This is a genomic window from Chitinophaga qingshengii (assembly GCF_014529935.1).
GTDB lineage: Bacteria > Bacteroidota > Bacteroidia > Chitinophagales > Chitinophagaceae > Chitinophaga > Chitinophaga qingshengii.
This window is the reverse complement of sequence record NZ_JACVFC010000006.1, coordinates 174,292-200,822: the sequence shown is the minus strand read 5'-3', so window position 1 is coordinate 200,822 and position 26,531 is coordinate 174,292. Positions and strand designations below refer to the sequence as shown.

At 46.0% G+C, this 26,531-nt stretch carries 28 protein-coding genes and 1 tRNA gene; 19 read left to right on the top strand and 10 right to left on the bottom strand.

Annotation, left to right across the window (positions count from 1 at the left end; all coding sequences use genetic code 11):
* The first annotated feature begins 29 nt into the window (after positions 1-29).
* Positions 30-722 (top strand): Crp/Fnr family transcriptional regulator, encoded by a 693-nt coding sequence (locus ICL07_RS30315; protein WP_188091801.1) that lies wholly within the window; start codon positions 30-32, stop codon positions 720-722.
* Here ICL07_RS30315 and ICL07_RS30310 read toward each other — a convergent pair.
* Genes ICL07_RS30310 through ICL07_RS30300 form a run of 3 tightly spaced genes read right to left on the bottom strand, consistent with a single transcriptional unit; the run spans position 713 to position 2,289 of the window.
* Complete coding sequence (locus ICL07_RS30310; RefSeq protein ID WP_188091800.1) at positions 713-1,444, bottom strand: YoaK family protein; 732 nt, start codon at positions 1,442-1,444, stop codon at positions 713-715. The two genes, ICL07_RS30315 and ICL07_RS30310, sit on opposite strands and share 10 nt — an antisense overlap.
* A gap of 15 nt (positions 1,445-1,459) precedes the next feature.
* Positions 1,460-1,678 (bottom strand): hypothetical protein, encoded by a 219-nt coding sequence (locus tag ICL07_RS30305; RefSeq protein WP_188091799.1) that lies wholly within the window; start codon positions 1,676-1,678, stop codon positions 1,460-1,462.
* 11 nt (positions 1,679-1,689) lie between these two features.
* Entirely contained in the window at positions 1,690-2,289 is a 600-nt protein-coding gene (locus ICL07_RS30300) for a methyltransferase domain-containing protein (RefSeq protein ID WP_188091798.1), read from the bottom strand.
* 219 nt (positions 2,290-2,508) lie between these two features.
* On the opposite strand from ICL07_RS30300, the gene ICL07_RS30295 reads away from it, so the two are divergent.
* From ICL07_RS30295 to ICL07_RS30280, 4 genes are all read left to right on the top strand, one after another.
* Positions 2,509-3,621, top strand: a complete 1,113-nt coding sequence (locus ICL07_RS30295) for a Fic family protein (RefSeq protein ID WP_188091797.1) — start codon at positions 2,509-2,511, stop codon at positions 3,619-3,621.
* A gap of 30 nt (positions 3,622-3,651) precedes the next feature.
* A complete protein-coding gene (locus tag ICL07_RS30290; RefSeq protein WP_188091796.1) occupies positions 3,652-4,338 on the top strand; it encodes a methyltransferase domain-containing protein in 687 nt (228 codons plus the stop codon).
* Positions 4,339-4,435: 97 nt separating this feature from the next.
* A complete protein-coding gene (locus ICL07_RS30285) occupies positions 4,436-5,323 on the top strand; it encodes an oxidoreductase (RefSeq protein ID WP_188091795.1) in 888 nt (295 codons plus the stop codon).
* A 52-nt stretch (positions 5,324-5,375) separates the two neighbouring features.
* Positions 5,376-6,188: an AraC family transcriptional regulator gene (locus ICL07_RS30280; RefSeq protein WP_188091794.1), complete on the top strand. Its 813-nt coding sequence runs from the start codon at positions 5,376-5,378 to the stop codon at positions 6,186-6,188.
* Here ICL07_RS30280 and ICL07_RS30275 read toward each other — a convergent pair.
* A complete protein-coding gene (locus tag ICL07_RS30275) occupies positions 6,177-6,806 on the bottom strand; it encodes a class I SAM-dependent methyltransferase (RefSeq protein WP_246485209.1) in 630 nt (209 codons plus the stop codon). The genes ICL07_RS30280 and ICL07_RS30275 overlap by 12 nt on opposite strands.
* Positions 6,807-6,976: 170 nt before the next feature.
* Here ICL07_RS30275 and ICL07_RS30270 point away from each other — a divergent pair, with 170 nt between their 5' ends.
* Positions 6,977-7,426, top strand: a complete 450-nt coding sequence (locus ICL07_RS30270) for an SRPBCC family protein (RefSeq protein WP_188091793.1) — start codon at positions 6,977-6,979, stop codon at positions 7,424-7,426.
* Positions 7,427-7,556: 130 nt separating this feature from the next.
* On the opposite strand, the gene ICL07_RS30265 is transcribed toward ICL07_RS30270, so the two are convergent.
* Positions 7,557-8,900 (bottom strand): MBL fold metallo-hydrolase, encoded by a 1,344-nt coding sequence (locus ICL07_RS30265; protein WP_188091792.1) that lies wholly within the window; start codon positions 8,898-8,900, stop codon positions 7,557-7,559.
* 500 nt (positions 8,901-9,400) lie between these two features.
* On the opposite strand from ICL07_RS30265, the gene ICL07_RS30260 reads away from it, so the two are divergent.
* The 8 genes from ICL07_RS30260 (at position 9,401) to ICL07_RS30225 (ending at position 17,729) form a co-directional block, all read left to right on the top strand.
* Complete coding sequence (locus tag ICL07_RS30260; RefSeq protein WP_188091791.1) at positions 9,401-9,967, top strand: Crp/Fnr family transcriptional regulator; 567 nt, start codon at positions 9,401-9,403, stop codon at positions 9,965-9,967.
* 67 nt (positions 9,968-10,034) lie between these two features.
* Positions 10,035-10,823, top strand: coding sequence for an alpha/beta fold hydrolase (locus ICL07_RS30255; RefSeq protein WP_188091790.1), 789 nt, complete (start codon positions 10,035-10,037; stop codon positions 10,821-10,823).
* 46 nt (positions 10,824-10,869) lie between these two features.
* The gene (locus tag ICL07_RS32845) at positions 10,870-10,977 is read left to right on the top strand and encodes a hypothetical protein (RefSeq protein ID WP_188091789.1); all 108 of its coding nucleotides are present in this window, start codon (positions 10,870-10,872) and stop codon (positions 10,975-10,977) included.
* A gap of 30 nt (positions 10,978-11,007) precedes the next feature.
* Positions 11,008-11,586: an RNA polymerase sigma factor gene (locus ICL07_RS30245; protein WP_188091788.1), complete on the top strand. Its 579-nt coding sequence runs from the start codon at positions 11,008-11,010 to the stop codon at positions 11,584-11,586.
* Between the two features lie 81 nt (positions 11,587-11,667).
* A complete protein-coding gene (locus ICL07_RS30240; RefSeq protein WP_188091787.1) occupies positions 11,668-12,630 on the top strand; it encodes a FecR family protein in 963 nt (320 codons plus the stop codon).
* A 99-nt stretch (positions 12,631-12,729) separates the two neighbouring features.
* Positions 12,730-16,161 (top strand): TonB-dependent receptor, encoded by a 3,432-nt coding sequence (locus ICL07_RS30235; protein WP_223152148.1) that lies wholly within the window; start codon positions 12,730-12,732, stop codon positions 16,159-16,161.
* An 18-nt stretch (positions 16,162-16,179) separates the two neighbouring features.
* Positions 16,180-16,971, top strand: a complete 792-nt coding sequence (locus ICL07_RS30230) for a hypothetical protein (RefSeq protein ID WP_188091786.1) — start codon at positions 16,180-16,182, stop codon at positions 16,969-16,971.
* Positions 16,972-16,985: 14 nt separating this feature from the next.
* Entirely contained in the window at positions 16,986-17,729 is a 744-nt protein-coding gene (locus tag ICL07_RS30225) for a hypothetical protein (protein ID WP_188091785.1), read from the top strand.
* Positions 17,730-17,799: 70 nt separating this feature from the next.
* On the opposite strand, the gene ICL07_RS30220 is transcribed toward ICL07_RS30225, so the two are convergent.
* Complete coding sequence (locus tag ICL07_RS30220; RefSeq protein ID WP_188091784.1) at positions 17,800-18,951, bottom strand: FAD-dependent oxidoreductase; 1,152 nt, start codon at positions 18,949-18,951, stop codon at positions 17,800-17,802.
* Between the two features lie 74 nt (positions 18,952-19,025).
* A complete protein-coding gene (locus tag ICL07_RS30215; protein ID WP_188091783.1) occupies positions 19,026-19,880 on the bottom strand; it encodes an AraC family transcriptional regulator in 855 nt (284 codons plus the stop codon).
* 236 nt (positions 19,881-20,116) lie between these two features.
* Between ICL07_RS30215 and ICL07_RS30210 the strand changes: the two genes are divergently transcribed.
* The 4 genes from ICL07_RS30210 (at position 20,117) to ICL07_RS30195 (ending at position 22,844) form a co-directional block, all read left to right on the top strand.
* Positions 20,117-20,335 carry a hypothetical protein gene (locus tag ICL07_RS30210; RefSeq protein WP_188091782.1) on the top strand — a complete coding sequence of 73 codons (219 nt, stop codon included), beginning with the start codon at positions 20,117-20,119 and terminating at the stop codon, positions 20,333-20,335.
* Positions 20,336-20,790: 455 nt separating this feature from the next.
* Entirely contained in the window at positions 20,791-21,579 is a 789-nt protein-coding gene (locus ICL07_RS30205) for an SDR family oxidoreductase (protein ID WP_188091781.1), read from the top strand.
* Between the two features lie 40 nt (positions 21,580-21,619).
* Entirely contained in the window at positions 21,620-22,021 is a 402-nt protein-coding gene (locus ICL07_RS30200; protein ID WP_188091780.1) for a GlcG/HbpS family heme-binding protein, read from the top strand.
* A 19-nt stretch (positions 22,022-22,040) separates the two neighbouring features.
* The gene (locus ICL07_RS30195; protein WP_188091779.1) at positions 22,041-22,844 is read left to right on the top strand and encodes a helix-turn-helix domain-containing protein; all 804 of its coding nucleotides are present in this window, start codon (positions 22,041-22,043) and stop codon (positions 22,842-22,844) included.
* 66 nt (positions 22,845-22,910) lie between these two features.
* Here ICL07_RS30195 and ICL07_RS30190 read toward each other — a convergent pair whose 3' ends face one another.
* Positions 22,911-23,327 (bottom strand): barstar family protein, encoded by a 417-nt coding sequence (locus tag ICL07_RS30190; RefSeq protein ID WP_188091778.1) that lies wholly within the window; start codon positions 23,325-23,327, stop codon positions 22,911-22,913.
* A 228-nt stretch (positions 23,328-23,555) separates the two neighbouring features.
* Between ICL07_RS30190 and ICL07_RS30185 the strand changes: the two genes are divergently transcribed.
* A complete protein-coding gene (locus tag ICL07_RS30185; protein WP_188091777.1) occupies positions 23,556-23,753 on the top strand; it encodes a hypothetical protein in 198 nt (65 codons plus the stop codon).
* A gap of 42 nt (positions 23,754-23,795) precedes the next feature.
* On the opposite strand, the gene ICL07_RS30180 is transcribed toward ICL07_RS30185, so the two are convergent.
* Both ICL07_RS30180 and ICL07_RS30175 read right to left on the bottom strand, forming a co-directional pair.
* Positions 23,796-23,869: transfer RNA gene (locus tag ICL07_RS30180), tRNA-Met, on the bottom strand.
* 110 nt (positions 23,870-23,979) lie between these two features.
* Positions 23,980-26,529, bottom strand: coding sequence for a mechanosensitive ion channel family protein (locus ICL07_RS30175; RefSeq protein WP_188091776.1), 2,550 nt, complete (start codon positions 26,527-26,529; stop codon positions 23,980-23,982).
* Between the last annotated feature and the right edge of the window lie 2 nt (positions 26,530-26,531).

The following is a 26,531-nucleotide window of genomic DNA, read 5'->3' as shown; positions in this document are numbered from 1 at the left end:
TTAAATTTTAAAATGCTAGTTTTGGCGCAATGAGCAAAGGCATATTCCCGATAGATCAGTGGGATTTCAGCAGTGAATCGGTGTTGGCAGATCTTCCGCAGGAAGTGTACGACCGGCTGACTGCCCATCAGCGCAAGCGGACATACGCACCACAGGAAATCCTTTTCCGGGAGGGAGCTTTCCCTGCCGGCATATTCTATATTGTCAGTGGTAAAGTGAAGAAGTTTAAGGCTGATAAAGAGGGACGGGAGCAGATCGTGAACCTCGCCCGTACCGGTGAACTGGTGGGTTATCATGCCCTGCTCTCGGAAGAACGGTATCCCGATACGGCCGCAGCATTGGAAGAGAGTACCATCGCTTTTATCCCTAAAGATGATTTTCTCGCTGCCCTGGATCATTCTCCTATACTCACCAACCGGCTGCTGACTACACTCAGCCATGAATACGCGGTACTGGTCAACAATCTCACCATGTTTGCCCAAAAAACCGTTCGCGAGCGCCTGGCATTACAACTCCTGATTGTTAGGGAAAAGTTTAAAATCAAAGGGGAAGATGCGATCAACCTCAACCGGGAAGACCTGGCCAATCTGGTAGGAACAGCCCGGGAAAACGTAATCCGCGCGTTAGCAGTCTTCCGGGATGAAGGCCTGGTGGAGACCCGGGGCCGTAAAATCATTATCCGTGATGTGGATAAACTAATGGCTATTGCCAGTTATACCTGAGTAATACTGATACGGTGAACCATCTTCCGGAGCCGTATACGGAAAAGATCGTAAAACAGCGCTATGACCAACACCGCCGCCGGCAGGTAAAAAGTAGCATAGGACAGTTTCAGAAAGGCATACCCGCCCGCAATACCGCCAGCCAGGAAGAAGACAATGATCACCAGCCGGAGGATAATTTTTTTGCGGATATCGGTGGTACGATGATCGGGTGTGAATAACCAGGTATGCAGATCGATGCCCAGATCGGTGAACATCCCGGTGAGGTGGGTGGTACGTACTACATACCCCGAAATAGTGGACACCAGTGCGTTCTGCATGCCCATGGCAAATAGGAGGCTGCCGGCAAAGTATTCTGTTTTGAGAATACTTTGGTCGTAGGTAGGCCCGAAGAAGCCTACCAGCAGCAGGATGACCATCTCGCAAAAAATGGGTACCACATAACCCCATCGCCCGAAACGGCCTGTTCTGCCGGAAAAAATACTCGAAAAAAATGCGCCTGCCAGGAAAAGCAATAACCATAACCCCACCATGCGGGCGGCCCGGAAATCGCCCGTAGCCAGTTTGTGCGCCAGCAGCGCAGCGTGACCGGTTACATTGGTGGTGAGTACCGTGAAGGCGAAAAGCCCCGCCGCATTCACCATCCCCGCGGTAAAACATAGTAATACCGCGAGGCGCAGGTTATGTTTATAGTTTCTTTTTCTTCCGAGGTGGCGTAACATGGGTAAGGGTTCCTTTTACAGCAGTTCCGGGCATTTCCGGAGACAGATCAGCGCATAGCGGAAGCTGTCCCATTGAGTGCTGTTCCATTCCAGCGGGGACTGGCTTTCCAGCCATGTCTTCAATTGAACGGTGTCTTCTCCGCTGATACCGTCGATAATATGGCTTACCTGTTGTCTGTTGGTGGCCTGTTGTAATGATTCAATAATGCCTGTTAATTGTTTCGCTATTATCATGGTACTGTTTTTTAAGATCGTTTTACCCACATTTTGAGCAGGAAATCCACGCTGGCATCTACCAGCTGGTAAGTGGGCGGTAATTCATCTTCCAGGCTGTGAAAGGTGACTACACGGGTGCCGCCGGGTTTATGGGCAAGACCCTGAAACACCTGCCGGCAGTAGTAATGGTACAGGCTGGAAGAATATTCCAGGTCCTGGTCTATATGGCCATCTTCGGCCAGGTTCTCGAAAAATGCGTTGTAGAAATAAAAATGATCGAAATCGTCAAAATCTACCTGGGTGATGTTCCCATGAATAAATTGTACGTTTTCAACGCCGGTCAGCCTTTGGGCGGAGCGGGCAAAATTATGCAGCTCTTTCCGTTGTTCTACGCCGTAGAATACACTTTCCGGATAATGATGACCGCCGATCAGGCAGAATTTGCCTACGCCGCTGCCTACGTCAAGGATACGGTCGCCAATACCGGCAGCCAGGAACCGCGCTGCTTTGCGGGCTACTTCCACCGGTGTCCAGTGCCGTCTGGATAATTGCTGAATGCGCTGAGGGTACAGCCAGTCAAAGGCTGCATCATTTACGTACCACGTCGGGTTGACCGTTGTTTCTTCCATGTGGCTGCAAAGGTAGTTTGCCCGGGCGTGGGGTGAACTGATCGTTTTCAGGAAAAAAGCTGCAAAAAGTCACTTTTTTGTATGGCTAATTGGCGGGAGTTACTGTTTACCTCGTTTTTGCAATGCGGAGCATAAGAGTGTTATTCTCCGCAAAAAATGCGGAGAATAATTGGTGAAAATGACAAAAAGAATTACTTTTCATATAAAAAGACAGGTATCATGTACATCTACCAGCGAAGGCAATGGCCCGATTTTAAATGGGAGGCTGAGCAAATAGCAGCCTTATTGGCAGAAGTTCACCATCGTCGGGGTCGGTTATTGGGCAAAATGGAGAATTGGGGATTTCCTTTGCAAGAGGAAGCTACTTTGCAAACATTGACAACAGATGTGTTGAAGTCAAGTGAAATAGAAGGGGAGATATTGGATCAGGATCAGGTACGCTCCTCTGTGGCCCGCCGCCTTGGTATAGAAGTGGCTGGTTTGATTCCGGCAGACAGGGATGTGGAAGGCGTAGTGGAGATGATGTTGGACGCCACCCAGCGTTTTATGGAGCCGTTATCAGATGAACGTCTTTTTGGGTGGCATGCTTCTTTGTTTCCCACGGGACGCAGCGGTATGCACAAAATTGTGGTGGCTGCCTGGCGGAACAACACCAAAGATGATCCTATGCAGGTGGTTTCCGGAGGCATGGGCAGGGAACGTGTACATTTTCAGGCGCCTGATGCCGAGGTACTGGAAACAGAAATGCAACGGCTTATTCATTGGTTTAATACGGTCGATAAGATAGATCCGGTTATCAAAGCGGCGATTATTCACCTGTGGTTTGTGACGATTCATCCTTTTGATGACGGTAATGGTCGTATTGCGCGCGCGCTTACAGATATGCAGCTGGCGCGGGCAGATCAAAACCGGCAACGCTTTTACAGCATGTCTGCACAAATACGGATAGAACGGAACGATTATTATAATATCCTTGAAAAAACACAAAAAGATACATTAGATATCACCAGTTGGCTGGAATGGTTCCTGGGTTGCCTGAATCGTGCTATCATTGCTTCTGATTGCCTGTTGGCAGCAGTAATCAGGAAAGCTACGTTTTGGGCGAACCCTGTAGCGCAATCAATCAATGATCGCCAGCGGCTCATGTTGAATAAACTACTGGATGGCTTTCATGGGAAATTAACCTCTGCTAAATGGGCGCTCATCACTAAAACATCACAGGATACAGCTTCAAGGGATATTCAGGACCTGATGGAACGTGGCCTGCTTGTTAAAGAACCAGCCGGTGGCCGCAGTACCAGTTACATCCTCAGAGAAGATGAAATACCCTGATATTTGGAGATAAAAGCAATTGCCAAACACATGAAATTATTATCATCCTCAGCGCTACGGTGGTCACCGGTAGTGGCCAACAACCGCATGAATCGGAAACGACAGGCCAGTGGGATCAATAGTTACGAAAAAGAACTTCATTTCAAGCCGGAAACCTACCTGAATGCATGCTTACAGGAATCCGGCCAGGTGAAATGGCTGGACCTTTGCTGCGGTGAAGGCAATGCTTTATTACAATATGCCCGGACCGTGGAAGCCCGGCACCAGCAGCAGTATGTGCACCTGAAAGGCATTGACCTGGTAGATCAGTATCAGGCTATTCCTGCTGATATCACATGTGTGCAGTTTGAAACCCGATCGCTGGATGGATGGACCGGCGAAGAACGATACGACCTGATAACCTGTATCCATGGACTGCATTATGTGGGAGATAAACTCAGTCTACTGGCTGCGGCCCTCCGGTCCGTTAGTTCGCAAGGCCTGTGGGTAGCTAATCTTGACTTGAAAAGTATTCGTATAGAAGGTGATCCCCGGCATCATTATCTGAAAAAAATATTCTCCGAAAACGATATCTCTTACAACAGCCGGCGAAAACTGATCTCGTGTAAAGGAACACGGGATATCACATTTGCAGTAATATATCAGGGCGCAGATGATAAAGCCGGTCCTAATTACACCGGACAGGAAGCAGTGGATTCGTACTATGTAAAGCCTTAACCGCATGAGCTTTTCAACAAACCATCTTTGAGCCGTTCAACAAAGCCACGGGGCTGGCCCCATCGTACCTTTGATCCAACAATAAAAAACAGCAAAAATGGAAAAGGTATGGTTTATTACCGGCAGCTCCCGGGGATTGGGACGCAGCCTCACGGAAGCCGTATTACAAACCGGCGATAAAGTAGTTGCTACCGCACGTAATATCCGGCAATTGGAGGATCTGGTGGACCGGTACGGGGACCAGATATGGCCGCTGGCGCTGGATGTAACCGACTATAAAAACGTTCCACAAGCCATTGCGAAAGCGGTACAACATTTCGGTCGTATCGATGTACTGGTTAATAATGCCGGATTTGGTATCATCGGCGCGGCGGAAGCGTATACGGGTGAACAGGTCCGCAGTCAACTGGAGACAAACTTCTATGCTCCGATTGAAATTACCCGCGCAGTACTGCCCTACATGCGCAGGCAAGGCGGCGGCCGGATACTGCAGATCAGCTCTATCGGCGGCAGGGTAGGCACGGCTGGTTTGTCCATGTACCAGGCTGCTAAATTTGGATTAAGTGGTTTCGCCGAAGCGTTGGCCAATGAAGTGCAACCGCTGGGCATCTTTGTTACCAGTATAGAGCCAGGTGGTTTCCGTACCGACTGGGCCGGTGCATCTATGACGTATGCTCCTGAAATCGAAGGATATGACGTCGTCAATCAACGGACGCGCTTTTTCCAGTCCGGTAGTTTTGTTCCGGTGGGGGATGCGAATAAAGCGGCCAAAGCCATGGTGGCGCTGGTACAACATCCTGCTCCGCCAGTTCACCTCGTACTGGGCAGTGAAGCGATCAGCCTGCTGCAAAAAGCAAACAAAGCCCGGCAAACAGAGATGGAAGAATGGCTGCCCGTGAGCCTGTCCACCGATTATGAAGAAACTTCTTCTTTTTCGGAAACTGCGCAGGGAGAATGGCTGGCTAATATCATCAAAGGAAAATAACCCATATAACAGACGGTATAAAACATGCCGTCTGCTTTTTGTAATTTTAATAATGGCTGATCATAAAATAAATCCTTCGGGTATCACCTACTCCTGTTATTATAAAAACAGCAGGGATGGAGAACAGTTTGTGCCTGAGCATGTACTCAGCTATCAGCTGGCAGGACGGCTCACGATTGATAATGCCGATAAAACTTTTGTTTTTAATGAAGGTGATCTCCGGCTTATCCGGCGAAATCAGCTGATTAAATTCTTAAAGGAACCGCCGGAAAATGGCCCGTTTCAAACCTTATCCATCTACCTGGATCAGGACGTGCTGAAAAACTTTAGCCTGGAATATGGCTACAAGGCAGAAACGTCGGGCGTACCGGACGGCAACAATGTAATCAAACTCAAGGATCATCCACTAAGCAAAAGTTTTATGATGTCGTTGTTGCCCTATGTAGAGGAAGGCCAGGTAATTCATCAGGAGCTGCAACGCTTAAAACAACGGGAGGCTATTATGATCCTGTTACAGTCACAGCCTGAACTGAAAGAAATATTATTCGATTTCAGGGAACCAGGCAAGATCGACCTGGAAGAGTTTATGAACAGGAACTTTCATTTTAATGTACAATTAAAAAGATTCGCTTACCTCACAGGCCGGAGTCTGGCTACTTTTAAGCGTGACTTTGAACATATCTTCCATACTTCTCCCAGCCGCTGGTTACTGCAAAGACGGCTGCAGGAAGCGCATTATCTCATCAGGGAAAAGGGCAGAATGCCTTCAGATGTGTATCTGGAAACAGGCTTTGAAGACCTGTCGCATTTTTCATTTGCATTTAAAAAGATGTATGGCGTAGCACCGTCGAAGTTAGCAGGGTGACTTCTTGCATTTAATTAAGTAGAACGGATAGTTTTCGGTCACCGTTGTGATATCGAACAGGCCGTATGCGTCAAATTCCGCGTGGATAGCCGTTTCATCATAGAAAAACATGCGGACGCCGCCAAACATTTCGTAACGGTCCTTGCTGATAAATTCTCCCTGTCCATATGTAGGCGCTGTTTTCGATATCATGGTGAATACCATGTAACCATTGTCTGCCAACTGATGATAACAATCCCGGATTAACTTAGCCCGCTCCTGTTCATCCAGCAAATGAATGAGTGCATAACAAAAGATGCCGTCATACTGCTGATGATCAAAAGGCATGTCTGTCACAGAACCATGATGGATGACTAAGTCGGTGCCGTAATGTTTTTTAGCCATATCAATGGCGGTTTGAGAGATTTCGATACCGGTGACCGTCATGCCGTTGTCGCGGAACACTTGTGCATTTCTGCCATAACCGATGCCGGGTATAAGCACTTTTTTTACGGCTTTTCCAACAAAAAAATCTTTTGCGAGCAGGGCAGAAGCCGCGGGCTCAAAGCCCCACATTTCCTGCTTTTCAGAGAAGGCTGTTTCCCAAAACTCCGGCTTCCCGTTTTTATGTTCCATCATAAAGGAATGTAAATTTGCAACGAAGTTACAAATTTATGCGTTAGCGTTATGCCTGAGCCGGCGTATCGTAAAATGCCCGTAGATTGTCGGATATAGCCCCCTTCAAAACAGGATTTTACCATCATCTTTGTCAAAGACAAAAAACATACAATCATCTAAAAAATATTATCATGGCAAACAATCAGGTTACTTTGCACAGAGTGCTGAAAACATCTCCGGAAAAAATATATCGCGCTTTCACAGAACCCCTGGCCATTGCAGCCTGGCTGCCGCCTTATGGCTTCCTTTGCACTGTTCATGAAATGGATGTAAGGGTAGGAGGTGTCCATAAAATGTCATTCCAGAATTTCACCACCGGTAATGGTCATTCATTCGGTGGAGAGTATGTAGAGCTGAAACCTAATGAGCTCATAAAATATACAGATAAATTTGATGATCCCAACCTGCCGGGTGTTATGACAACAACTGTCTGGCTTCAGAAAAATATGGCAGGCACAGAAGTGAAAATAGTGCAGGAAGGAATACCTCCGGTAATACCCGTGGAAATGTGCTATCTGGGTTGGCAGGAATCATTGGATAAACTCATGCGGTTGGTAGAACCCAATATACCAGATGCCTGATCATATAAAGCGGCTTTCAGGTATCGCCTGAAAGCCGCTCGCTGATTTTTGGAAGATCTCTTTTGGTACAAATAAACGGAACTAAAAAGCCCGTCCGTGCAGGATAGATGTACCAGTTATGGAAAATTTCTTATGCATGGAAAAAGCACATAACGTGATAAATGCCCCTTTCAAAAATATTCGGCTGTCTTTCAAAGTTGATATGCGAGCCGATTTCAGCATTATTCCAATGTGCTAATTTAGGTCCCTGAAGTATTCGGTGAAATAACCTGGAATCCAGAGCATATACTACGTAGGATTCGATTTCCGATTTACGGTCATCAGCGATAAATCTATATCCCCCGCCATTCATCGAAATTACGATTAATTCATCCTCAAGAGCTTTGATAATAACTTCGGTAGGAGATACAAATCCAATTTCTTTCCTTTTACTTTCCATCCGTTCATACGCCCCTTTTATTAATGAAAGAATTTGCTCTTTTGTTGGTACTACATCACCTTCATAAGCAAACAATCGCCGGGAAAGGATATTGTTGATATAAGCCTGTTTGTCTTCAAGATTAGTTTCCTGATAAGGTGAGGATGCAGATGCACTGGCTAAATCAAAGCTTGAATAGGTGTTAAGCAGGACGGCGTTGGATTTTTCCTGGTCAATGAGTTGGGATTGCTCAAAATATATGCGCGCTTCTTCCAGTTCAGGTACACCTTTGTATTTGTTTAGGTGTGCTAATTTACCTCCTAAGGTATAGGTACCGGCAAAGGGCATATAGTAGGATGGCTGGAAGTAAGAAATATAAGCTTCTCCCTGTTTGAGAAATTGATCTTTTTTTCTTTCAGCGGCAGCCAGTTTATCATTTTCTGACAGGGAGAAGCATTGCGGAAAAGGCCCTGCTCCACCATAGCCAACAAGCATGAAATCTATTTTATTGTACTGCTCCTTTACAATCTGCAATGTTTCTACCGCTAAATCGTATGGACAATCATTCGTATTTAGAACAGCATATTTGCCATCATCAATTACACAGAGGGTGTCAATTTGGGTAGATCCATATTTAGATTCAACAATACTACACCCAAAAAATTTGCCGCATAGTTCAGGGTTACAGTTGTCTGCAGCCAGAATATTTATATATACATCCTTTTTGAGTAATGTACGTTGATTGTGCGGAAGTTCAATTACGGTGAAGCCTAAACGTTCAAGATTTAGCTTGAGAAACTTACTGTCATAGGAATGTATTAAAACCGGGATGTTTTTATCCAACAACTGAAAAGTCTCTTTACTGAAATGATCAGGATGTATATGACTTACATAGATGTAATCAATATCTGAAAAAAAAGATTCCCTGAATTCAAATTTAGGATAATGAAACCAGGAACCATAGTATTCTCCGTCAGTTAACCAGGGATCGGACAATATCTTTACACCGTTGCTTTCTATTGCAACAGTTGCAGATTTAAGATGCGTTATCTTCATTGTTTATAATGGGTGCTTGATGGCATAGATAGATTGATACAGGGATGTACGAAAACATTCGGGGCGAATGTAATCTCTTTTTTCTAGATGACAAAAGAATCGCCAACTCACCTGGTATTAGGTACTTGATAAGAATGTTGTACTGAATATCCCAGTGGTAAGGCGGCTTTCAGGCGATACCTGAAAGCCGCTGACAAATTATTTGATCACTATGCTGAGTAGTAAGCCGCCAGGTACAGTCCCCGATCCGATAACCTCACACTTTGTTCTTTGCATGGCTGTTGTTACTTTATCCTGGTGTCGTATATTCGTCATGTTTAAACTGTTTGGAATACAAAATTACCCGGAACCCGGCAGATGGTGCCGGCACTTAGCGAAGGCAAATTGGTACAAACAGTAGCCGGTGATGGGAACGGAGGAATGAAATGGTTTATGCCGGACGGTATAATTTATTAGGAAACGCCTGCGCCGGTTGTTGAGGGTTTTATCAAATAAACACCATGGAACGCTACGATTACTTCAGGCAATTTCACGACATCAGCCCGGCAGACTATGGGCAGCTAACGGATCATCTGCAGCAACGCTCATTTAAGAAAGGCGAGATGATAGTCGTACCCGGACAAACACAGCGCGACCTCTACTTCGTGAAAAGCGGTGTACAAATGGCCTACGCCGATGCCGGCGACAAAACCTATGTCATCGACTTCAGTTACACGCCTTTCCTATGTGCTATCGCTGAATCCTTTTCATTCCAGGTGCCTTCCAAATACTTCTTAACCTGCCTCACCGACAGTGAATTGGAATATCTCAGTTATGAACAGCTGCAAATACTGCTGGATCAATCCCAATCCATAGAAAGACTTTTCAGAAGACTGATAGAGGGCATGCTGGCAGATATGGTGGATCTTCATATCAACCTGCGCGCTATGACCATAGAAGAACGTTACCGCTCATTTTGCCGGAGAAACCCGCAACTATTGCAACTGGTACCCCACAAGTATATCGCTTCCTACCTGGGTATAGACCCGACTAACTTCAGCAAACTCTTCAACCAGGTAAAACTCTAACCTTGGTATACACCAAGAATACTTTGCCCATCACTTCAGAGCTTTGTAGTAATCAAATCAACCAGTCATGATTACTACAACAACCCCGGGAAACTACGTCACTGTTAACGGACTGAAACTGTACTACGAAGTACACGGATCAGGTAAACCACTGCTTATTTTGCCCGGCGCTGTTTCCGGCGTGAGTACAGCCTTCGGTGCCCTCATTCCGCTACTGGCAACGAACCGGCAGGTCATTGCCCTGGAATTCCAGGGCTACGGCCATACTGCCGATATCCCCGACCGCCCTCTTTCTTTTGAACAATTTGCGGAAGATGTGATCGCATTACTACAGGTCCTGAATATCAGCAAGGCAGATATTTTGGGCTACAGTACCGGCGCCGGTGTGGCTTTACAGATAGCCCTGCGCCAACCGGCCCTGGTCAATAAGCTCATCCTGGCTTCGGTAACCTTCAACAGCAGCGGACGGCATCCGCAACTGGAGGCGCTGGAAACACTGCTGACTGTAGAGGGCCTGAAAGGCACTCCTTACGAAACCGAATATCTGAATGCCGCTCCGCGGCCACAGGACTGGCCTAAACATCTTGAAAAAGTAAAGACATTCAACAAACAACCGCAGGCCTGGTCAGCCGATGCTATCAGCAATATTAAAGCACCGGCATTGATCATAGCGGGGGATGCAGATATCGTGCGCCTGGAACATATCGTGGAGTTATATAAACTATTAGGAGGCGGTAGTATCGGTGAGTTATCAATGCCAGCTTCACAATTGGCTATATTACCAGGAACCATGCATACGGCGTTAACAACGAAAACAGATTTGTTAATGGCAATGATTCCCGATTTTCTGGATTAAATGTAAGCACCTTAACTTCCTGCTTCAGGGCTTTGTTTTGCCCGGCGTGGAGTACAGCATCAGTAAGAAAGGCCGGAGCCTTCGAAATCTGCCGATGGAGATGCAGCAATGGGGAAGTAGCACAGCAAAGAATAACATTTTGGTAAAATTGTAACTATATCTTTGCGCCCGCAAGATATTTGTAATGGATAGAAACACTTTAAGTGATGCCGCATTATGGCAACAGGTAAAGCGGGGTGATACGGCATCGTTTTCGTGTTTGTTTGACCGGTATTGGGATGAGATGTTTTCGATGGCTTACCGCAGGCTGGCTGATGAAGCGACAGCCAAAGACTTCGTACAGAATATTTTTATTCATGCCTGGGAAAACCGCCGGCAGATTGCGGTGGAAGATAAGTTAAGCCCCTATTTATTTACTGCTTTAAAATATAGTGTTATCCGCCATATCTACCGGGAAGCCAAACTGGGCATCACGGATTTGCCGTTATCGGTTTACAGCCTGCCGGATGAAACAGACCCCAAAAAGCAGGACCATTATGAATTTGACCGCATCCGGGAAAAAGTGCAGCTGGAAATCGCTTCCATGCCGGAAAAGATGCGGGAAGTCTTTACACTCAGTTATGAAAAAGAGCTATCCGTCCGGGAAATAGCCCTACGTTTGTCTATCTCCGAGCAAACAGTCAAAAACCAGGTGCATAACGCCCTTAAACGGCTGCGCACACGCCTGCAAAGCCAGTCGGTTTTCCTGCCTTTTATCCTGTAACCAGGAGTTTACAATTTGGTAACATTGAAATGATAGTACCATACAACCCAACCGGTATGTATATAGCAGAAGGACTGTTATATGATGAAACTATACAACCGGGTAAAACTGCTTGGACAATATTTAGGAGGCAAGGCCGGTGAAGATGAAAATAAGCTCGTTGATGACTGGTATCATTCGGTAGATGATACCCGCCCCATCGGGCTTTGGGAGGAAGAAGGGAAAAAGAATGCCATCAAGGGAGGGATACAATTATACATCCTGGAAAGGATAAATTATCATGATGCCGGACGCAAGGTAGTGCCCATGCGCAGCTGGATAACAGCTGCCGCCTGCATCGCATCATTACTGATCGGCGCTACCTGGTTTTTCCCGGGGCTGCGCAGCAGACAGCCTCTCACCTATGTCACGGTAACAGCGCCCTACAGCGAAATCAAACAAATAGTATTGCCGGATAGTTCCAGAGTATGGCTGAAATCCGGTACTACACTGCAATACAACTCTCAGTACGGAAAACAAAACAGGCTCCTGGAACTGCTGGAAGGAGAGGCCTTCTTTGAGGTACAAAAAGACCATGCCCGCCCATTTATCGTAAAGGCGGGGAAACTGGAGACAAAGGTATTGGGGACTTCCTTCAACATACAGGCATACTGTAATCGTCCTTCCATTCAGGTATGGGTACAACATGGACAGGTACAGGTAAGTGACAGTCTGCAGGTATTAACAGAACTGTCTAAAGGAAAAAGATTGCAATGGAACGTGAACGATGGTCAGTTCCGTATTGACAGCCTTAACTGGAAACAGGCACTCGCCTGGCAACAGGGTATTTTGCTGCTGGAGTCGGCCACCTTCTCCGAACTGGCTGATGAGTTACAGGAAATATACGGTGTAACGCTGGTGACCAACAATACCGATATCCGTGGTCAGCATTATGATGTCAAATTCTTTATACAAAAAACTTCCATCAGCGACATTATGACCACCCTCGCGGAGGTACATGGTATACGATATAAAATAAACGGAAAAACAATCACATTGTATTAAAAGCAAAATCCCGCTGGTAACGGGATTTGCCAAACATTTTGGTAATGCCATTTTTGACGAAAGCAACATTACCTGCTGTAAAAAATCAATCATAAAGGTATGGAAAAAAAAGAAACAAGGACATTGGCCCTGATCAAACGTGGGCTTATGTTGACGCTGTGTTGCCTGATGCTGGTGGCATCCGGGTTAAAAGCACAGTCGCCGGGAGCGGTAACGCTGTCTGTCCGGGTTACAAATGTTACACTGGATGCCGCTATGCGGCAGGTAAAAGAAGCCTGCCCGGTAAATATAGCCTATGATGCCGGTAAATTAAGGCTTGCACAATGGCCTATTACCCCCAAAGAATTTAAACAGGCCGGTTTATCTGAAATTCTGCAATATCTGCTACAGAAAACAAATGTGGGGTATAAAGAAGTGGCCGGAGGAATTGTTTTATTTGAAAAGGAAAAACCCGTTCCTGCAAAAAAAGACAAAGGCCATATTATTGGTAAAGTTATCGACGAAGAAAACGGGGAACCGGTGATCGGCGCCACTGTCCGCATCGGAGCAATGGGATCGGTAACAGATGATGCCGGTCGTTTCTCCTTACCGCTGCCGGAAGGACAGTATACGGTTTTGATCAGTTCTATGGGATATGGCGCTAAAGAGGTAAGTGGCATTACCGTGAAAGAAAACGAAACCTTTGCCTTAAACGCTACACTGAAAAGGCAGAAAGGAAACCTGGCGACAGTAGTCGTAAAATCCTCTGTTAAAAAGGAAACTACCGCCTCTCTGTATATCCGTCAGAAAAATGAAGCCGGTATTTCCAATGGTATCAGCCAGGAACAGATCGCCGCGTTGCCGGATAAAAATATCGGGGAAACATTAAAACGTATTTCAGGCGTCAGTACTACGGATAACAGAAGGGTAGTGGTACGCGGTATCGCGGAGCGGTATAACGTCGCTATGATGGATGGCGCTGCCCTGCCAAGTACCGATGTACAGGTACGTGACTTCGAATTTGACATCGTTCCCAGTAACCTGGTAGACAACGTTGTCGTATCCAAAACCGCTACACCTGATATGGGCTTCGGTTTTGGCGGAGGTATGGTGCAGATCAATACCATGGCTATCGCTGACAATAATTTTGCCACCATCAGCATCGGTACCAGGTATATCAATGGTAGTACGGGCAAAGAATTCATGGGGTACCAACGTGGAAAAAACGACTACCTGGGTTTTGATGACGGTGGTAGAGATCATTTTCCCAAAGAAATCTTAACGCTGTCAGCAGGTAATTACAATCCCCAAAATCCTTATAATCATACGCCGCCGGCAGGGATTGAAAAAGTTACCCCGGAGATGATCGCCGCTCAAAACAAAAGAATAGGTGGCCTGGAAAGGTTGGGAACCCGCACCTATCGCGCCGCTCCCGGACAGAACTACCAATTCAGCCTGGGACGCAGCTATAATGTGAAAAACAGCCGTATCGGATTCATAGGATCGCTGAGCTACCGCAACGAGCAAGGCATTGACGATGTCATGAATTTTGAACGCGGTATTTTCAGCAAGCAGGGCAACAACTTGTATAACCCAACTACCCTTGAGGAGATTAAACATACAACAGCCCGGCAATACAACTTCACTACCAGTTGGGGTGCACTGTTAAATGCGGGCTGGCAAGCTAAGAACCATCAGATCACGGTCCGTAATTTTTATTCCCGGGTATTTGCCAACCAGTTTTTCCGCATCGTGGGCTGGGGGGATGATATCGCGATCGGAGATAATCCAGCCATCAATGAATACGACAGACCCAAATTTATAGACCTGTTACAGAACAGGGTAAACGGTGTGCATAACCTGGGTCGTTTTAAGTTTGATTGGAGCATGGCCCGCAACGAGGTGACCAACCACGAACAGGATGCGATCGATGCAAACCTGTCGCCTATAACAACGTTGAACGGTGATGTTTACAACTATATCCCTGGCGGCTTCATCGCTAACCCCGGTCCGTTGAGCCGTTCCTCTTACCGGTATGTTGAAACAAATTGGATGGCCGATGCGGCAGTCAGCTACCGCTTCAACATCCGCAAGTGGGCACAGGTGTTCAAAACCGGTTACCAGTACATGGATAAAAAAGGTAGCTACGACTGGAGCGTTTTACCGGTCGGAGTGGCAGGAAACTTTAAAGATGCCTATAAGCCGGTGCAACAGTGGAACATCGACTTTAAGGATCCCCTGAGAGATATGTTTTATTATCCGGCTGCTTTCAACAACAATACCTATACAGGCAAGAATAATAACCAGGCCTGGTATGTTATGATGGACAACCACTTTACCAAATGGGCCCGTTTGGTATGGGGTGTAAGGGGTGAGTACTACGCATACGAGAAAATAAAGGATGAAGCAGCCGATAAGATTTCACAGGCCAACCTCGATAATTCGGATAAACGCCGTTATGTAGATCCCGAAACAGGAGAGCTGGTACACCAAACCCTCGATGCCAGTGCAGAAGATAAGAAATGGCTGTTTTTACCCTCTGCGAACCTGACTATCACACCGTTCTCTAATTTTAATATCAGGGCATCCTACGCCCAATCGGCTATCCGTCCGGCGTTGATAGAGAATTCCAGTTTTGCCCGTTTCAACTACCTCTATGGCCGTATACAACGTAATACGGGAGTGGTTTCTACATTAATCAGCCATTATGATTTCCGCGCGGAATGGTATCCTTCACCAGGTGAAGTGATCTCAGCGGGTTACTTTAAAAAACACTTCAAAAACCCGGTAGAAATGTACCTGGATATTACCAATACCAGTGGCGCTATCGATCTGTTGACGGCCAACTCTGACTATGCAGACGTAAATGGTTGGGAAGTGGACCTGCGTAAGAACTTTGGATTTGTTCATAAAGGCGCGAAATTCCTGGAGAACCTGTATTTCAGCGGAAACCTGACCATACAGAACTCCCAGGTGCAGGCCAGTGCTTTCCGTTATGAAGCCATGGGATCGGGCATTGATAATGACAATAAGACCTATTCTTACCGGAGGAAAACATACCTGAAAGAAAAACGCCCCTTGTATGGACAGGTACCCGTGTTGTACAATATAGGTCTGCAGTATACCGGTGAGCGGCTGGGCGCCAACATAGCCTTCAACCATTCCGGCTACAAAACCTTTACGGTAGGCATGCAGCCCCATTATTCGGAAATGGAGCGTCCACGCGACCAGGTGGATGTCCAGGTGAGCTACAAATTCCTGAAGGAAAAGAACTTACAGGTAAGGCTGAATATCAGCAATCTGACTAATAGCCCATACCGCTTTTTTATCAATGGGAAAAATACCTATAGCCTGAAACCTGGTACTGACAATATGTTTATGAAGGAATGGTCGGATGTATATGAATGGAAAGCGGGTTTCTCCCAGAAGTATGACGAAGGATATTTTGAGGATACTCCCGATGGGAAAAATAAAGTTCGTATAGGCGACACCGAAACTTTTGTGCGTAAAATAGGCGCTTCATTCAGTCTCGCTATATCCTATAATTTTTAACAGCTACAAAAAGAAGAAATGAAGATAAATAAAACAAGCGGGCTTTTGATGGGTATGGTGGCCATTGTGCTGGCTGCCTGTAATAAGGACAATAACAATTTCCTTTATAACGATGCTGCATTGTCCATTACCGTTAAAGGATATAATGCCACCAAAGAAGAGCTTGCAGTAAAAATCGATACGATTCATTTGCCGGGAACGCTCAGGGCGGAGGGGGCATTTGAACTGCGGAATTCCTTCGCTTTCAAAGGTGACCAGCAGGCGGTTAAGGTGACTGTCAGCGAACAAAGCACCGGGAAGCTGATACTGGAAAAAGAATTTAAAAAAGAGGCGGACGCGGGTGACGTCAGTTTTCTGTACATGAATGGCAAAGTCAGCGATATGCCGGAAAAGCCTGCGGTAAAAGAGGAAAAGATCAGCCTCATTTATATGTTCATCCCGGACGTGACACATTACAGCGAACCGGTGGATATAGTAATCGGTAAGTATTTCGTAACACCCAGGGTATTTGAGGAAGTCTCCCGGATCAAAGGTGTGAAGCCTAATGAATTTAGTCAGCCGGCCACCTTTTCCACCTTCCCTACGGGCAAGCAGGAATACAATGGTGTAGTAACCTCCGTATCTTTCCAGGTAAGGATATTTAAAGCGGGTACCAATACACCTTATGTAGACGGTACCGCCTATACCTGGAACGATATTTCCACTACCGCTCCCAAACCGGCGTCAACTACCGCCGTTTCTAAACTTTATATCTTCTCTGAATTTCCCAGTGGAAACCTCATGAGGTTTTCTACCCGTTTGGATTATTAAAATCAGTACGCATCATGTCAAATATCAGATTACGCGCATTACTCGTTCTTTTGATGACGTTCATCTCCTGCAGTAAAGAAGAGATCCCAACAAAAGCCATTAATATTGAAGTGTGGGGTTATAACGTGGGAGATGCTGAACTGGAAATGTCAGTGGATACCACCATCTATCGTAATGCTACCATAAAACCCAATACGACTGTTAATTTTGGCCGGGTGTATACCTATCCTGGTATCAAAAAAGAAGCGTTGTTAAAAATAAAAAATAAAACTACCGGCAAAGATTTGTATCAACAACAGCTACAACTGGGTGCCGGCGAGCTCGAACTGTTTTTCCCCTATGTACTCATCAACGGAAATGAACTAAAGATAGAACCAGCAGCTGCCGACCCGGCAACCAACAAACTGGGCTTCTATATCCATTATCCCCAAAGTAATGAGGCGCTGGATATTTTTCTGAAAAACGAAGCCGGACAAATGATGAACATCGCCAAAAACGTAAAGCCCGGCGCCTGGATATATACCAATTATCTGCCGGGAGAAGGCTTTAAAGATAAAAGCAAACAATACGTTTTGTACTTTACCAAAACAGGCACTACGGATGCCTGGTATTTTGAAGATAGTGAGGGGAAAAGCAATATAGACGCGTTTAGTTTGAGTTTGCCTAAAGAAGAAAAAGGACTGGTGCGTACTTATTTTGTTACGCCAGGCGCCGCTCAGCTGGAGGTGATACGTTTGTTTAAAAGACCCAAAGCATAGCCCGATTGTATAATACGTTGTAAAAGTGTGCGGTGGCAACACCGCACACTTTTTTTACTGCCAGGTACGTTTAGTTGCCGGCATTATAAAGTAATTTGCTACCCTGTATGGAAGCGGCTATCGCGGCAGAACTGTACGTCAGCATCTGGTGTTCATAGTCTGTTATCGCTGCTGTCAGCGATAAGCTGCTATTGGCCACTTTTACTATATTTTCCGCCAATACGGCTGCATCCCGCAAGGCGGTATTGGCTCCAAGTCCGGCCGCAGGGCTCATTGTATGAATGGCGTCTCCCATTACAGTAACAGGAGAGGGGCCAGATCGTTCTCCCTGCACGGAATGCCGTATTGGTACAATAGACATGGCTGATACGGCTGTTTGGGTAAATAAAGGGATTAGGGCAGGAGAGAAACTTTGGCTTACCTGGTGGATACACGCCTCCAGCATTTGTGGAGAAAGTCTTAAAGACTGTTCAGCCTCCAGCCCGAAACAACCTCGTTTACCAATTAACGCCCAATAGATATAGTCTTCCGGAGTTTTAGCCTTAAACTGCATCACATCTATAATAGCGGCAATATCTCCATTAAAGATAACATTGGTGCCTTGTTGAATAGTATCTCCAATCATTAGCTGTTGTTGCTCTCCTAATGGTATCTTGCCATAAACACAAACACCACCGGTATCATGTAGTGTGGTTCCGGGAAAACAACTGGCGGTGAGCGAGGAAGACGCACCATTGGCAATCACCAGCAAATCGGCTTCGCAGGTTTCTCCATCGGCAAACATGCATTTTATCCTGTTATCCGGAAGGGTACTATAGCCTGTGATGTCTTTGTTGAAAAAGACCTTGTCTTCTATTCCGGTCATCAATATACGCCGTAATGTCTGGCGGTCGGCTTTCAAATCGGCGGGTATATCTCTTTCATCTCTTATCCATTGGTCTACCCATTTATCGGTAAGGGCTTGCATCCGCGTATCCAGCGTATACACGCCCGCTGGCTGAGCGGAACTGTTTTCAAAAGCGGCATATAAGGAGGAAGGCAGACAGGCGGACAGTGCTTGTTGACCGGCATGATCGATCCGTATACGGTATCCCTGTGTCCGACTATCAAAGGCTGCGTCTTTTTCGAACACCAGAAAATCAATGCCTCTTTGCTGCAGTCCCTGTGCCAGGCAAAGGCCACCCAGCCCGGCGCCCGCAACAATTACTTTTATTTGTTTCATATGATCACTATTTAACCGCAAAGCTCCGGTATTAAATAGCTGAGGGGAATGGACAAAGCCGGGGATGCTTTGTACTATTTTCGGCATTGGACACGAAATTGCTGTGGGGCAATCCCCGTTTTCTCCCGGAAAAGACGGGAAAAATAAGCCTGGTCATCAAATCCCAGTTCGTAGGCAATTTCTTTAATGGTATGGTCAGTATGGTATAACTGGCGTTTAGCCTCCAGTATTAATTGTTGATGTATCCAGTGATTCACCGTAAACCCGGATTGCTGCCTCACGATTTCACTGAGATAAGACAGGGAGATATGTAATGCCGCCGCATACGCGGAAGGTGTTCTCATAGACAGGTAGTTGTTCACCAGCAAGGTCCTGAACTGGCGCATAATGATCTCCGGCCGGCTGCTGTTGCCCGTTTCCTGTCCGCTGTTTTTTAAAGCTGCCAGAAAAATACCCATACATATGTCTGTTCCGCTGTTTAACAGCTGTTGGCGGAATGGCTTATCGACAGGTTGTTTCAACAGCTGCTCCAGCAATTGTATACTTTGCGTCAGCATCCCTATGGAAGCCTTATCCAGTAAGAGCGGCCGCTGGCTGCCATTAACTTCTTCCAGGGCGCTGCGGTACATCGGCTGTATCAATGGTGGGACCACAGACAAAGCCGTCGCCTGAAGATGATCTGCCTCCAGGCAGGCATGCACCTGTCCGGGATATACATAGATGATCTCCCCCGCTTTCAATGACAGCTGCTCAAAATCAATCATAAAAAAACAGCTGCCTTTTTCTATCAGCAGAAAAAGATAATGATCATCACGGTGAGCCTGCTGTTGGTAGATATCTGTAGCGTTAACAGCCAGCAGGGGCCGGATAGATATACCAGGTCCTGTTTCCTGCGTATGCAGTGGGATGGGTAATTGTTTGCGGCTCATTGACTATAGTGTGTTTACAAAAATAGGCAAATGTCACGCATACCGCTGATGAATTTGAATGGTTCTTAGCGGATGCCTTCCTCGTTCAGGCGCAGGAACTGATCAAAGAACAGGAACTAACAAACTACTTCGAATTACTGGAAGGTTACTTCGGCAAGCTGCCGGCCAAACTTTTTGATGAAAGCCCTCAAAGACTTAGGATTTACGGGTATCTGTCCTCCCTGGACGCACAAAGGTTGTCAGACCTGATAGAGAAGGTGGCTAATGAGCAGGCGCTTATTCTTGATCTGACAAACTTAAAAGGGATGGGCACTGTTCTCTATCAATATTTCGAACCATTGAAAACAATCGGGGATTTAAAAGTAATGGTTAATGGAAACAATGAACGCGCCCTGCGACAGATAAATGAAATTGGATTTAAAGCAGCGCAGGTGATGACTGACAAAGCGATGTAGATCATTTTTCAGAAATGAATGTCACCTTATTGCAATTGGAGCACCACCAATACATTTTCACATCATCCTGCAGCCGGGATTCAGTTTTTTTGTTACAACCGGAACATACTCTTTCCAGAGATTCGTCTTCCCTTGCGGAGTAGCCGCAGTCGCCACAATACCAGCTTGTAGGAGGAGTCTCCTCCTCATCATAAGTCCACAGAAAAGATTCAGCACTGCATTGGGGACAAATTAGCAGGGACATAGCTTTTTTATTTCACAAGATAATAAAAAGACTTTCAGAATACTGAGCGCCTTCTGGCCCGTGGCCCGGATGGAAATTAACAAGAATAGTTTATTGATAAATTAGACTTTCCGGCATTGAACGTTCTGCCAATATAAAATTAGACTTTTCAGCAATAGAAAATAACAGAGAATTGAGCAGTTTTGCTTTATCATCTCTAAACAAGCTAATTATGAGCAAAACAATATTAATCACAGGTGCTGCAAGCGGGTTTGGAAAAATCGCAGCATTCAAACTGGCTCAAAAAGGCCATAAGGTAATTGCCACTACACAGGTGTATCCACAAATGAGCGACCTGATCAGGGAAGCGAAAGAAAAAGGAATCGACCTTGTCGTAGATAAACTGGATGTAACCGATGCTTACGACAGAACCTACGCGGTCAGGAAGTATGATATCGATATCCTGATCAGTAATGCCGGGATCATGCAAGGCGGACCTATTGCAGAACAACCGGTAAACCTGATTCGTTCGATGTTTGAAACAAATGTGTTTGGTGCGTTGGAACTGGCACAAGGGTTTATCAAAAAATTTGTTGAAAAGAAGGCTGGAAAAATCGTGTTCACTTCGTCCATGGGCGGGTTATGGACAGTTCCCTATGTGGCGGCCTATTGTGCTTCTAAACATGCGTTGGAAGCCATTGCCGAAGGACTGAAAACAGAACTGGCGCCATTCAACATTAAGATCGCTACCTGTAATCCGGGCATGTTTGGTACGGGATTCAATGACCGTGGCGCTGATACTATCTCCCGCTGGTACGATCCTGCCGTAAATTTTACCCCATCTTCGGCATTCGATGGCGTGGCGGAGGCGCTGGCAAATCAGCTGGACCCTCAGTCTATGGCGGATTGTATTGTAGACGTTGCGCTGGATGAGCACTCTAATTTCAGAAATGTACACCCTAAGGAAACAGAAGATTTTGTAAAACAACTGCAGGCCGACGCCTGGACTGCTAAAAGCTAAAAGAGCCGGCCCTTTCATCCTATTTTAAAATGAACATCACATGAACATAACATATAGTGACGCGGCAAACGTACTGAACGCCGCCGTTGAGAAAGCAAATGCACTCAATATACCCGTGAGTATTGCCATTGTGGATACCGGCGGTCATTTGGTGTCCTTTGCACGGCTGGATAGTATTTGCGGGGTTATCGATTTTGCCATAAAAAAAGCAAAAACTGCGGCCATGTTTGGAGTAGACAGTGATGTAATGGGTGGCATTATCTCCGGCGCACAACTGCATGCCTATGGAATGATCAATGCCAACGGCGGACTGCTGACAATTCCCGGAGGCGTAGTGTTGAAAAACAAAGAAGGTATGATGATAGGGGCAATCGGTTCTTCAGGTGGTACCCCTGAACAGGATAAGGAAATAGCCATGGCTGGGGCCGGCATAATTTCCTGATTTTTTAGATATTTGTAATATGGCAGAACGTAATGAAATCATGTTTGGAAAGCTGGTGTATTCCTGTGCATTTGAAAAATACAGAGGGAATGAGGAGTTTATACCAGAACATTTCCTGGGTTTTCAGTTGTCGGGTGAAACCCATGCGTTTCATGCCCAAGGCCATACTATCATTACAGAAAATACGATTGTCCTGGTCCGGAAAAACCAGCTCGTCCGAACCATTAAATATCCTGGTAAATCAGGTAAGTATCAGTTTGTTTCCATTTCCCTGGATAAAGAAACGCTCCATCAATATGCTATTGAAAATAAGATCGTAGTAGATACTCCCTTTCCCGGAAATCAAAAGCTTTTCTTTGAACCGGATGATTTCCTGCGATCTTATTTTCTTTCCCTGACTCCCTATATCAACAAAACAAAGGAAGCAACCCCCAAACTGGCCATCTTAAAAATCAGGGAAGCGGTGGAATTGCTGCTTCAATGTAACCCGGCGTTTAAAAATTTGTTGTTTGATTTTTCTGAACCCTACAAAATAGATTTGGAAGAATTCATGCATCAAAATTATATGTTCAATATTCCGGTGGCATCTTTTGCCAGGCTTACCGGCCGCAGCGTATCTACATTTAAACGGGATTTTGACAAACTGTTTGGCATGACTCCTAAACGATGGCTGCTCGACAGACGCTTGGAAGAGGCGCATTACCTTGTTAAACATAAGCAGCAAAAACCGGCAGAATTTTACCTGGATTTAGGATTTGAAAACCTATCTCATTTCTATTTTGCGTTTAAACAGAAATTTGGAGTAACAACTTCAGAAGTATAAATTTATGCAACAGGGATGCTGGTCTTTGTCCTGGGCGAACGTTACTGCAATGCCAACATGCTGTGGTTAAGCCACCTCGATATTTAGTTTGTTTTGAGGAGCTAAAGATTCCCAAAAATTCTTCCACCGGCTTAACAAATTCATAATCTCACTAAAATGTTTCTCCTCTTTTTTCAGACTTCCGGTATTGTTAAATACGATCTTAATTCTTTTAAAACCAAGCCAGTTTGAAAAAATATATCCACTGATATCATTGATGTTGTCTGCTGCCTCTTCTGGTAAAGAAAATGCAGCGACTAATTCTTTCTTGAAACCTAAGAATGTTTTACACGCGCTCCCATTCAGAACAGCAATGTATTCCTGCTCCTCTTTATTAGATTCAATATAGCTAGTCATTCCTATAAATGATTTATAAATGATCTTGGATATACCTACCCTTTTATCGCTTCCTGATAGTAATCTTTTCCCAAGACGGTATCCCATCTGTAATGATAATTTATTTCTGACAAAACATTATTGGATTGTCTTACCATGCGAACAATTTATTATTTGCATACAAAGTAAAAAAGCGTTTACTTATCGGGGAATTTAAAAAGATTTCGGGTTGTTTATAGAGACCGCTAAATCGCAGACAGTTTAAAAATAAGACTCAGAGGCTTGTTTTTTCAACTGGAATGATCGCAATGATGGTAGAACGTAACTTTATTTATTATGACCAGAGATCAGTTAATCGAACTAGTTAAAAGGATCGCCGCTGCTGAGGATACTGAGCAGCAACTTGACAAAATGCTTGAACTATTGGAGAAAAACGTGCCAGATCCAGAGGTATCTAACTACATATTTTATGATGAGTTGTCGCCAGAGGAAGTTGTTGATAAGGCGTTGGCATATAAGCCAATTCAGTTGTAAAGGAATAAAAAAGCCGCATCATATGATGCGGCTTTTTCCCTGTAGCGAGATCGGGACTTGAACCCGAGACCTCAGGGTTATGAATCCTGTGCTCTAACCACCTGAGCTACCTCGCCATTTCCCATCTGTCTTGAATTCTCATTCTCAAAACGGGAGTGCAAAGATAACGGCTAATAAGTGAAAATTCAAAATGTACAGCCCGTTTTTTTACAAAATTTTTTCGCTGTTATTGGGAAGATGTTGTTGAATCCTTATCTGTGCTGGTTTTCCACTTATTCAGTACTGCTTCATCGATGCTGCGGATATGCAGATCCCGCTGTGGGAACGGCAGTTCTATACCAGCTTCGTTGAGGGCGTTATAGATAAAAGTGAGCACTTTACTCTGCAGGGTACCGGCGTTGCCCAGGTCGGAAATCCAGAAGTATACCTGGAAATTAACGGAGTTATCCCCGAATTGGGATAGCTGTATGATCGGCTCCGGCGCAGTGAGTATACCGTCCTGACCGGTGAAGGCGCTTTTGATAATACCGGTTACCTGGTCGATATCGCTGCCATAGCCTATGCCCAGCTGGAAGTTCACGCGCCGGATGCGGTTGGTCATGGTCCAGTTGATCAGTTGCTGGGAGATAAGGTCGGCATTGGGGACTACCACGGTGGAACCATCGTAGGCGGAGATTTTACTGGAACGGATACCGATTTCTTTGACAACACCGGAGCGGGTGCCCAGTTCTATCACATCGCCGACTTCTATCGGTTTTTCAAAAGCGAGGATAATACCGGACACGAGATTGTTGACGACGTTCTGTAGTCCGAAACCGATGCCCACACTAAGGGCGCCGATAACGATGGTCAGTTTGTCCATGGGGATACCGGAAGCCGCGAAGGCCAACAGGATACCACCGGCGAGAACGGCGAGCCTTAACAACAGCAGGGTAGAGCCGAAACGGGGCTTCCGGGCCGGACTGGCACTCTGACCGGTATTGCCGAACATATAGGCTATCAGCTGGGAGGCGACGAAGGCCACCCATATTACCAGTACAAAAATGATGACGCTGCTGAAAGTGAAATCGGAATTACCGATATGATGACTGGCGGACAACAAACTGCTGATCTCTTCATAAATCGCGTCGTACAGGTAAAGGTTACGGGCTACAATGATCAGCCAGCCTACGAAGGCGAGCACGGTCAGGAAAGTTTTCAGCTTGGCCTGCACATCCTGGTAATCCATGAAAGAGATAAAGGTACTGGAGTTTTTATTGGCTTCTACCTGCAGAAAAACCGCTTCCAGTATTATTTTCACGAGTACGTACAGGTTCATGGCCATAACGGTATTTACCACGGCGCTGGACCCGAATATCTTGGCGCTGCCTACCCTTGCCAGTATCACTAGTAGCATGGAAATGGCGCTGGTGGCGATGAACAGCTTAATAGTAGGTGCGGTGTATTTCGGATGGGCGAAGGTGGTCAGCGAGGTTTCCCGCAGTAACCGGATACCCACGCCTATGCTCAGACCGGCACAAATTAACAGTCCCCACTGTTCTGCATAAGTCACTTCAATCAGCAGGTTGTTGATGCAGTACATGAAAAGCAATGCCATCAGCATTAACCAGTACCGGTACAGCACTTTGGGGAAAGAGGTGCGGAAAAGATAGGTGAGTGCTGTCATGGTCAGCCCCCAGATAATTTCGGTGTACAGGATGGGATACCGCACGGAGAGCACGGAAGAGAGCGTCGTGATAAAAATAACGGTGCTGGCTACGGGGTGACGGTACACATACTGCGCATGTTGCAGGATAGCTTCTGCTTCCTGCTCGGGATGGTTACGCCGGATACGCCGCACATTGCTGTAAACCCACCAGGCAAAAAGGAAAGCAAGTAATCCCCATACAATAAAAATGGGCCATTGTATGGAGAAGAAGATGCCCAGTACCCGGGTGCTTTTATGCAACGACCGCTGCACTACTGGAAAAAACTCCAGCGGGTTGATGCTGTCCCGGTGCGGTTTCCAGATATAACGGTAGTCGCGCGAAAACATATTGGCGGAAAACTGCTCCAACCGGTAATCACTGTCTTCCAGCAGGTTCGATACATCAATGTACCGGTTGGCGACCCGGTTCTGCAACAGCCCTATTTTGATGAGACATACTTTGTTGGCACTGTCTACGGAACGGTACTTGTTAATCAGCCGGGTAAGCTGACCGATATAAAAACCATACAGCTCATCTTCTGCGGGGATGCTGCGCATGGACGTGTCCCGCCGCAGGGAGTGCAGGGTATCGTTAATGGCCACCAGGGTGTTATAGTAGGAAAATAGGTTTTTCTGCCAGCCGTCGAGTTTGCGCTGCAGCTGCTCCAGCATCACTTTGTTGGTGTAGATGTCGTTGATGTTGGGAGTGCGCCCCAGACTGGCAATATTCTCACGGATCAGGGAAAGGGAGGTGTCGACCAGGGGTATTTCCCGGTTGATGCTCAGCGTATCAAATCCGCGCCGCAGGCTGCTCATCAGCTGATTGAGTAATAGGGTATAACCTTCTATCCGGTTGATGATCACTGCCACGGCGGTATCGGACTTCTTCAGCTTGGAGGTGTCCTGTGCCAGCCGGCTGATGTTTTTGCTGATAGTGGCGCTATCTACAACGGCCATATGTATGGTGTCCGGAGCAGGGGCCTTCTTTTTAGCGCGTTGGGCTGCCGCCGGCAGGATAAGCGTCAGCAGTAGGAGCGCCAGTAGGAGCCAGGCTGCATGTTGTGGTCTGGATATAACCTTAATGGACATAT

Bases quoted from the DNA above. Each gene is read 5' to 3' on its own strand.
- ICL07_RS30315 (WP_188091801.1), top strand. From the start codon at position 30: ATGAGCAAAGGCATATTCCCGATAGATCAGTGGGATTTCAGCAGTGAA.
- ICL07_RS30310 (WP_188091800.1), bottom strand. From the start codon at position 1,444: ATGTTACGCCACCTCGGAAGAAAAAGAAACTATAAACATAACCTGCGC.
- ICL07_RS30305 (WP_188091799.1), bottom strand. From the start codon at position 1,678: ATGATAATAGCGAAACAATTAACAGGCATTATTGAATCATTACAACAG.
- ICL07_RS30300 (WP_188091798.1), bottom strand. From the start codon at position 2,289: ATGGAAGAAACAACGGTCAACCCGACGTGGTACGTAAATGATGCAGCC.
- ICL07_RS30295 (WP_188091797.1), top strand. From the start codon at position 2,509: ATGTACATCTACCAGCGAAGGCAATGGCCCGATTTTAAATGGGAGGCT.
- ICL07_RS30290 (WP_188091796.1), top strand. From the start codon at position 3,652: ATGAAATTATTATCATCCTCAGCGCTACGGTGGTCACCGGTAGTGGCC.
- ICL07_RS30285 (WP_188091795.1), top strand. From the start codon at position 4,436: ATGGAAAAGGTATGGTTTATTACCGGCAGCTCCCGGGGATTGGGACGC.
- ICL07_RS30280 (WP_188091794.1), top strand. From the start codon at position 5,376: ATGGCTGATCATAAAATAAATCCTTCGGGTATCACCTACTCCTGTTAT.
- ICL07_RS30275 (WP_246485209.1), bottom strand. From the start codon at position 6,806: ATGATGGAACATAAAAACGGGAAGCCGGAGTTTTGGGAAACAGCCTTC.
- ICL07_RS30270 (WP_188091793.1), top strand. From the start codon at position 6,977: ATGGCAAACAATCAGGTTACTTTGCACAGAGTGCTGAAAACATCTCCG.
- ICL07_RS30265 (WP_188091792.1), bottom strand. From the start codon at position 8,900: ATGAAGATAACGCATCTTAAATCTGCAACTGTTGCAATAGAAAGCAAC.
- ICL07_RS30260 (WP_188091791.1), top strand. From the start codon at position 9,401: ATGGAACGCTACGATTACTTCAGGCAATTTCACGACATCAGCCCGGCA.
- ICL07_RS30255 (WP_188091790.1), top strand. From the start codon at position 10,035: ATGATTACTACAACAACCCCGGGAAACTACGTCACTGTTAACGGACTG.
- ICL07_RS30245 (WP_188091788.1), top strand. From the start codon at position 11,008: ATGGATAGAAACACTTTAAGTGATGCCGCATTATGGCAACAGGTAAAG.
- ICL07_RS30240 (WP_188091787.1), top strand. From the start codon at position 11,668: ATGATGAAACTATACAACCGGGTAAAACTGCTTGGACAATATTTAGGA.
- ICL07_RS30235 (WP_223152148.1), top strand. From the start codon at position 12,730: ATGGAAAAAAAAGAAACAAGGACATTGGCCCTGATCAAACGTGGGCTT.
- ICL07_RS30230 (WP_188091786.1), top strand. From the start codon at position 16,180: ATGAAGATAAATAAAACAAGCGGGCTTTTGATGGGTATGGTGGCCATT.
- ICL07_RS30225 (WP_188091785.1), top strand. From the start codon at position 16,986: ATGTCAAATATCAGATTACGCGCATTACTCGTTCTTTTGATGACGTTC.
- ICL07_RS30220 (WP_188091784.1), bottom strand. From the start codon at position 18,951: ATGAAACAAATAAAAGTAATTGTTGCGGGCGCCGGGCTGGGTGGCCTT.
- ICL07_RS30215 (WP_188091783.1), bottom strand. From the start codon at position 19,880: ATGAGCCGCAAACAATTACCCATCCCACTGCATACGCAGGAAACAGGA.
- ICL07_RS30205 (WP_188091781.1), top strand. From the start codon at position 20,791: ATGAGCAAAACAATATTAATCACAGGTGCTGCAAGCGGGTTTGGAAAA.
- ICL07_RS30200 (WP_188091780.1), top strand. From the start codon at position 21,620: ATGAACATAACATATAGTGACGCGGCAAACGTACTGAACGCCGCCGTT.
- ICL07_RS30195 (WP_188091779.1), top strand. From the start codon at position 22,041: ATGGCAGAACGTAATGAAATCATGTTTGGAAAGCTGGTGTATTCCTGT.
- ICL07_RS30190 (WP_188091778.1), bottom strand. From the start codon at position 23,327: ATGGGATACCGTCTTGGGAAAAGATTACTATCAGGAAGCGATAAAAGG.
- ICL07_RS30185 (WP_188091777.1), top strand. From the start codon at position 23,556: ATGACCAGAGATCAGTTAATCGAACTAGTTAAAAGGATCGCCGCTGCT.
- ICL07_RS30175 (WP_188091776.1), bottom strand. From the start codon at position 26,529: ATGTCCATTAAGGTTATATCCAGACCACAACATGCAGCCTGGCTCCTA.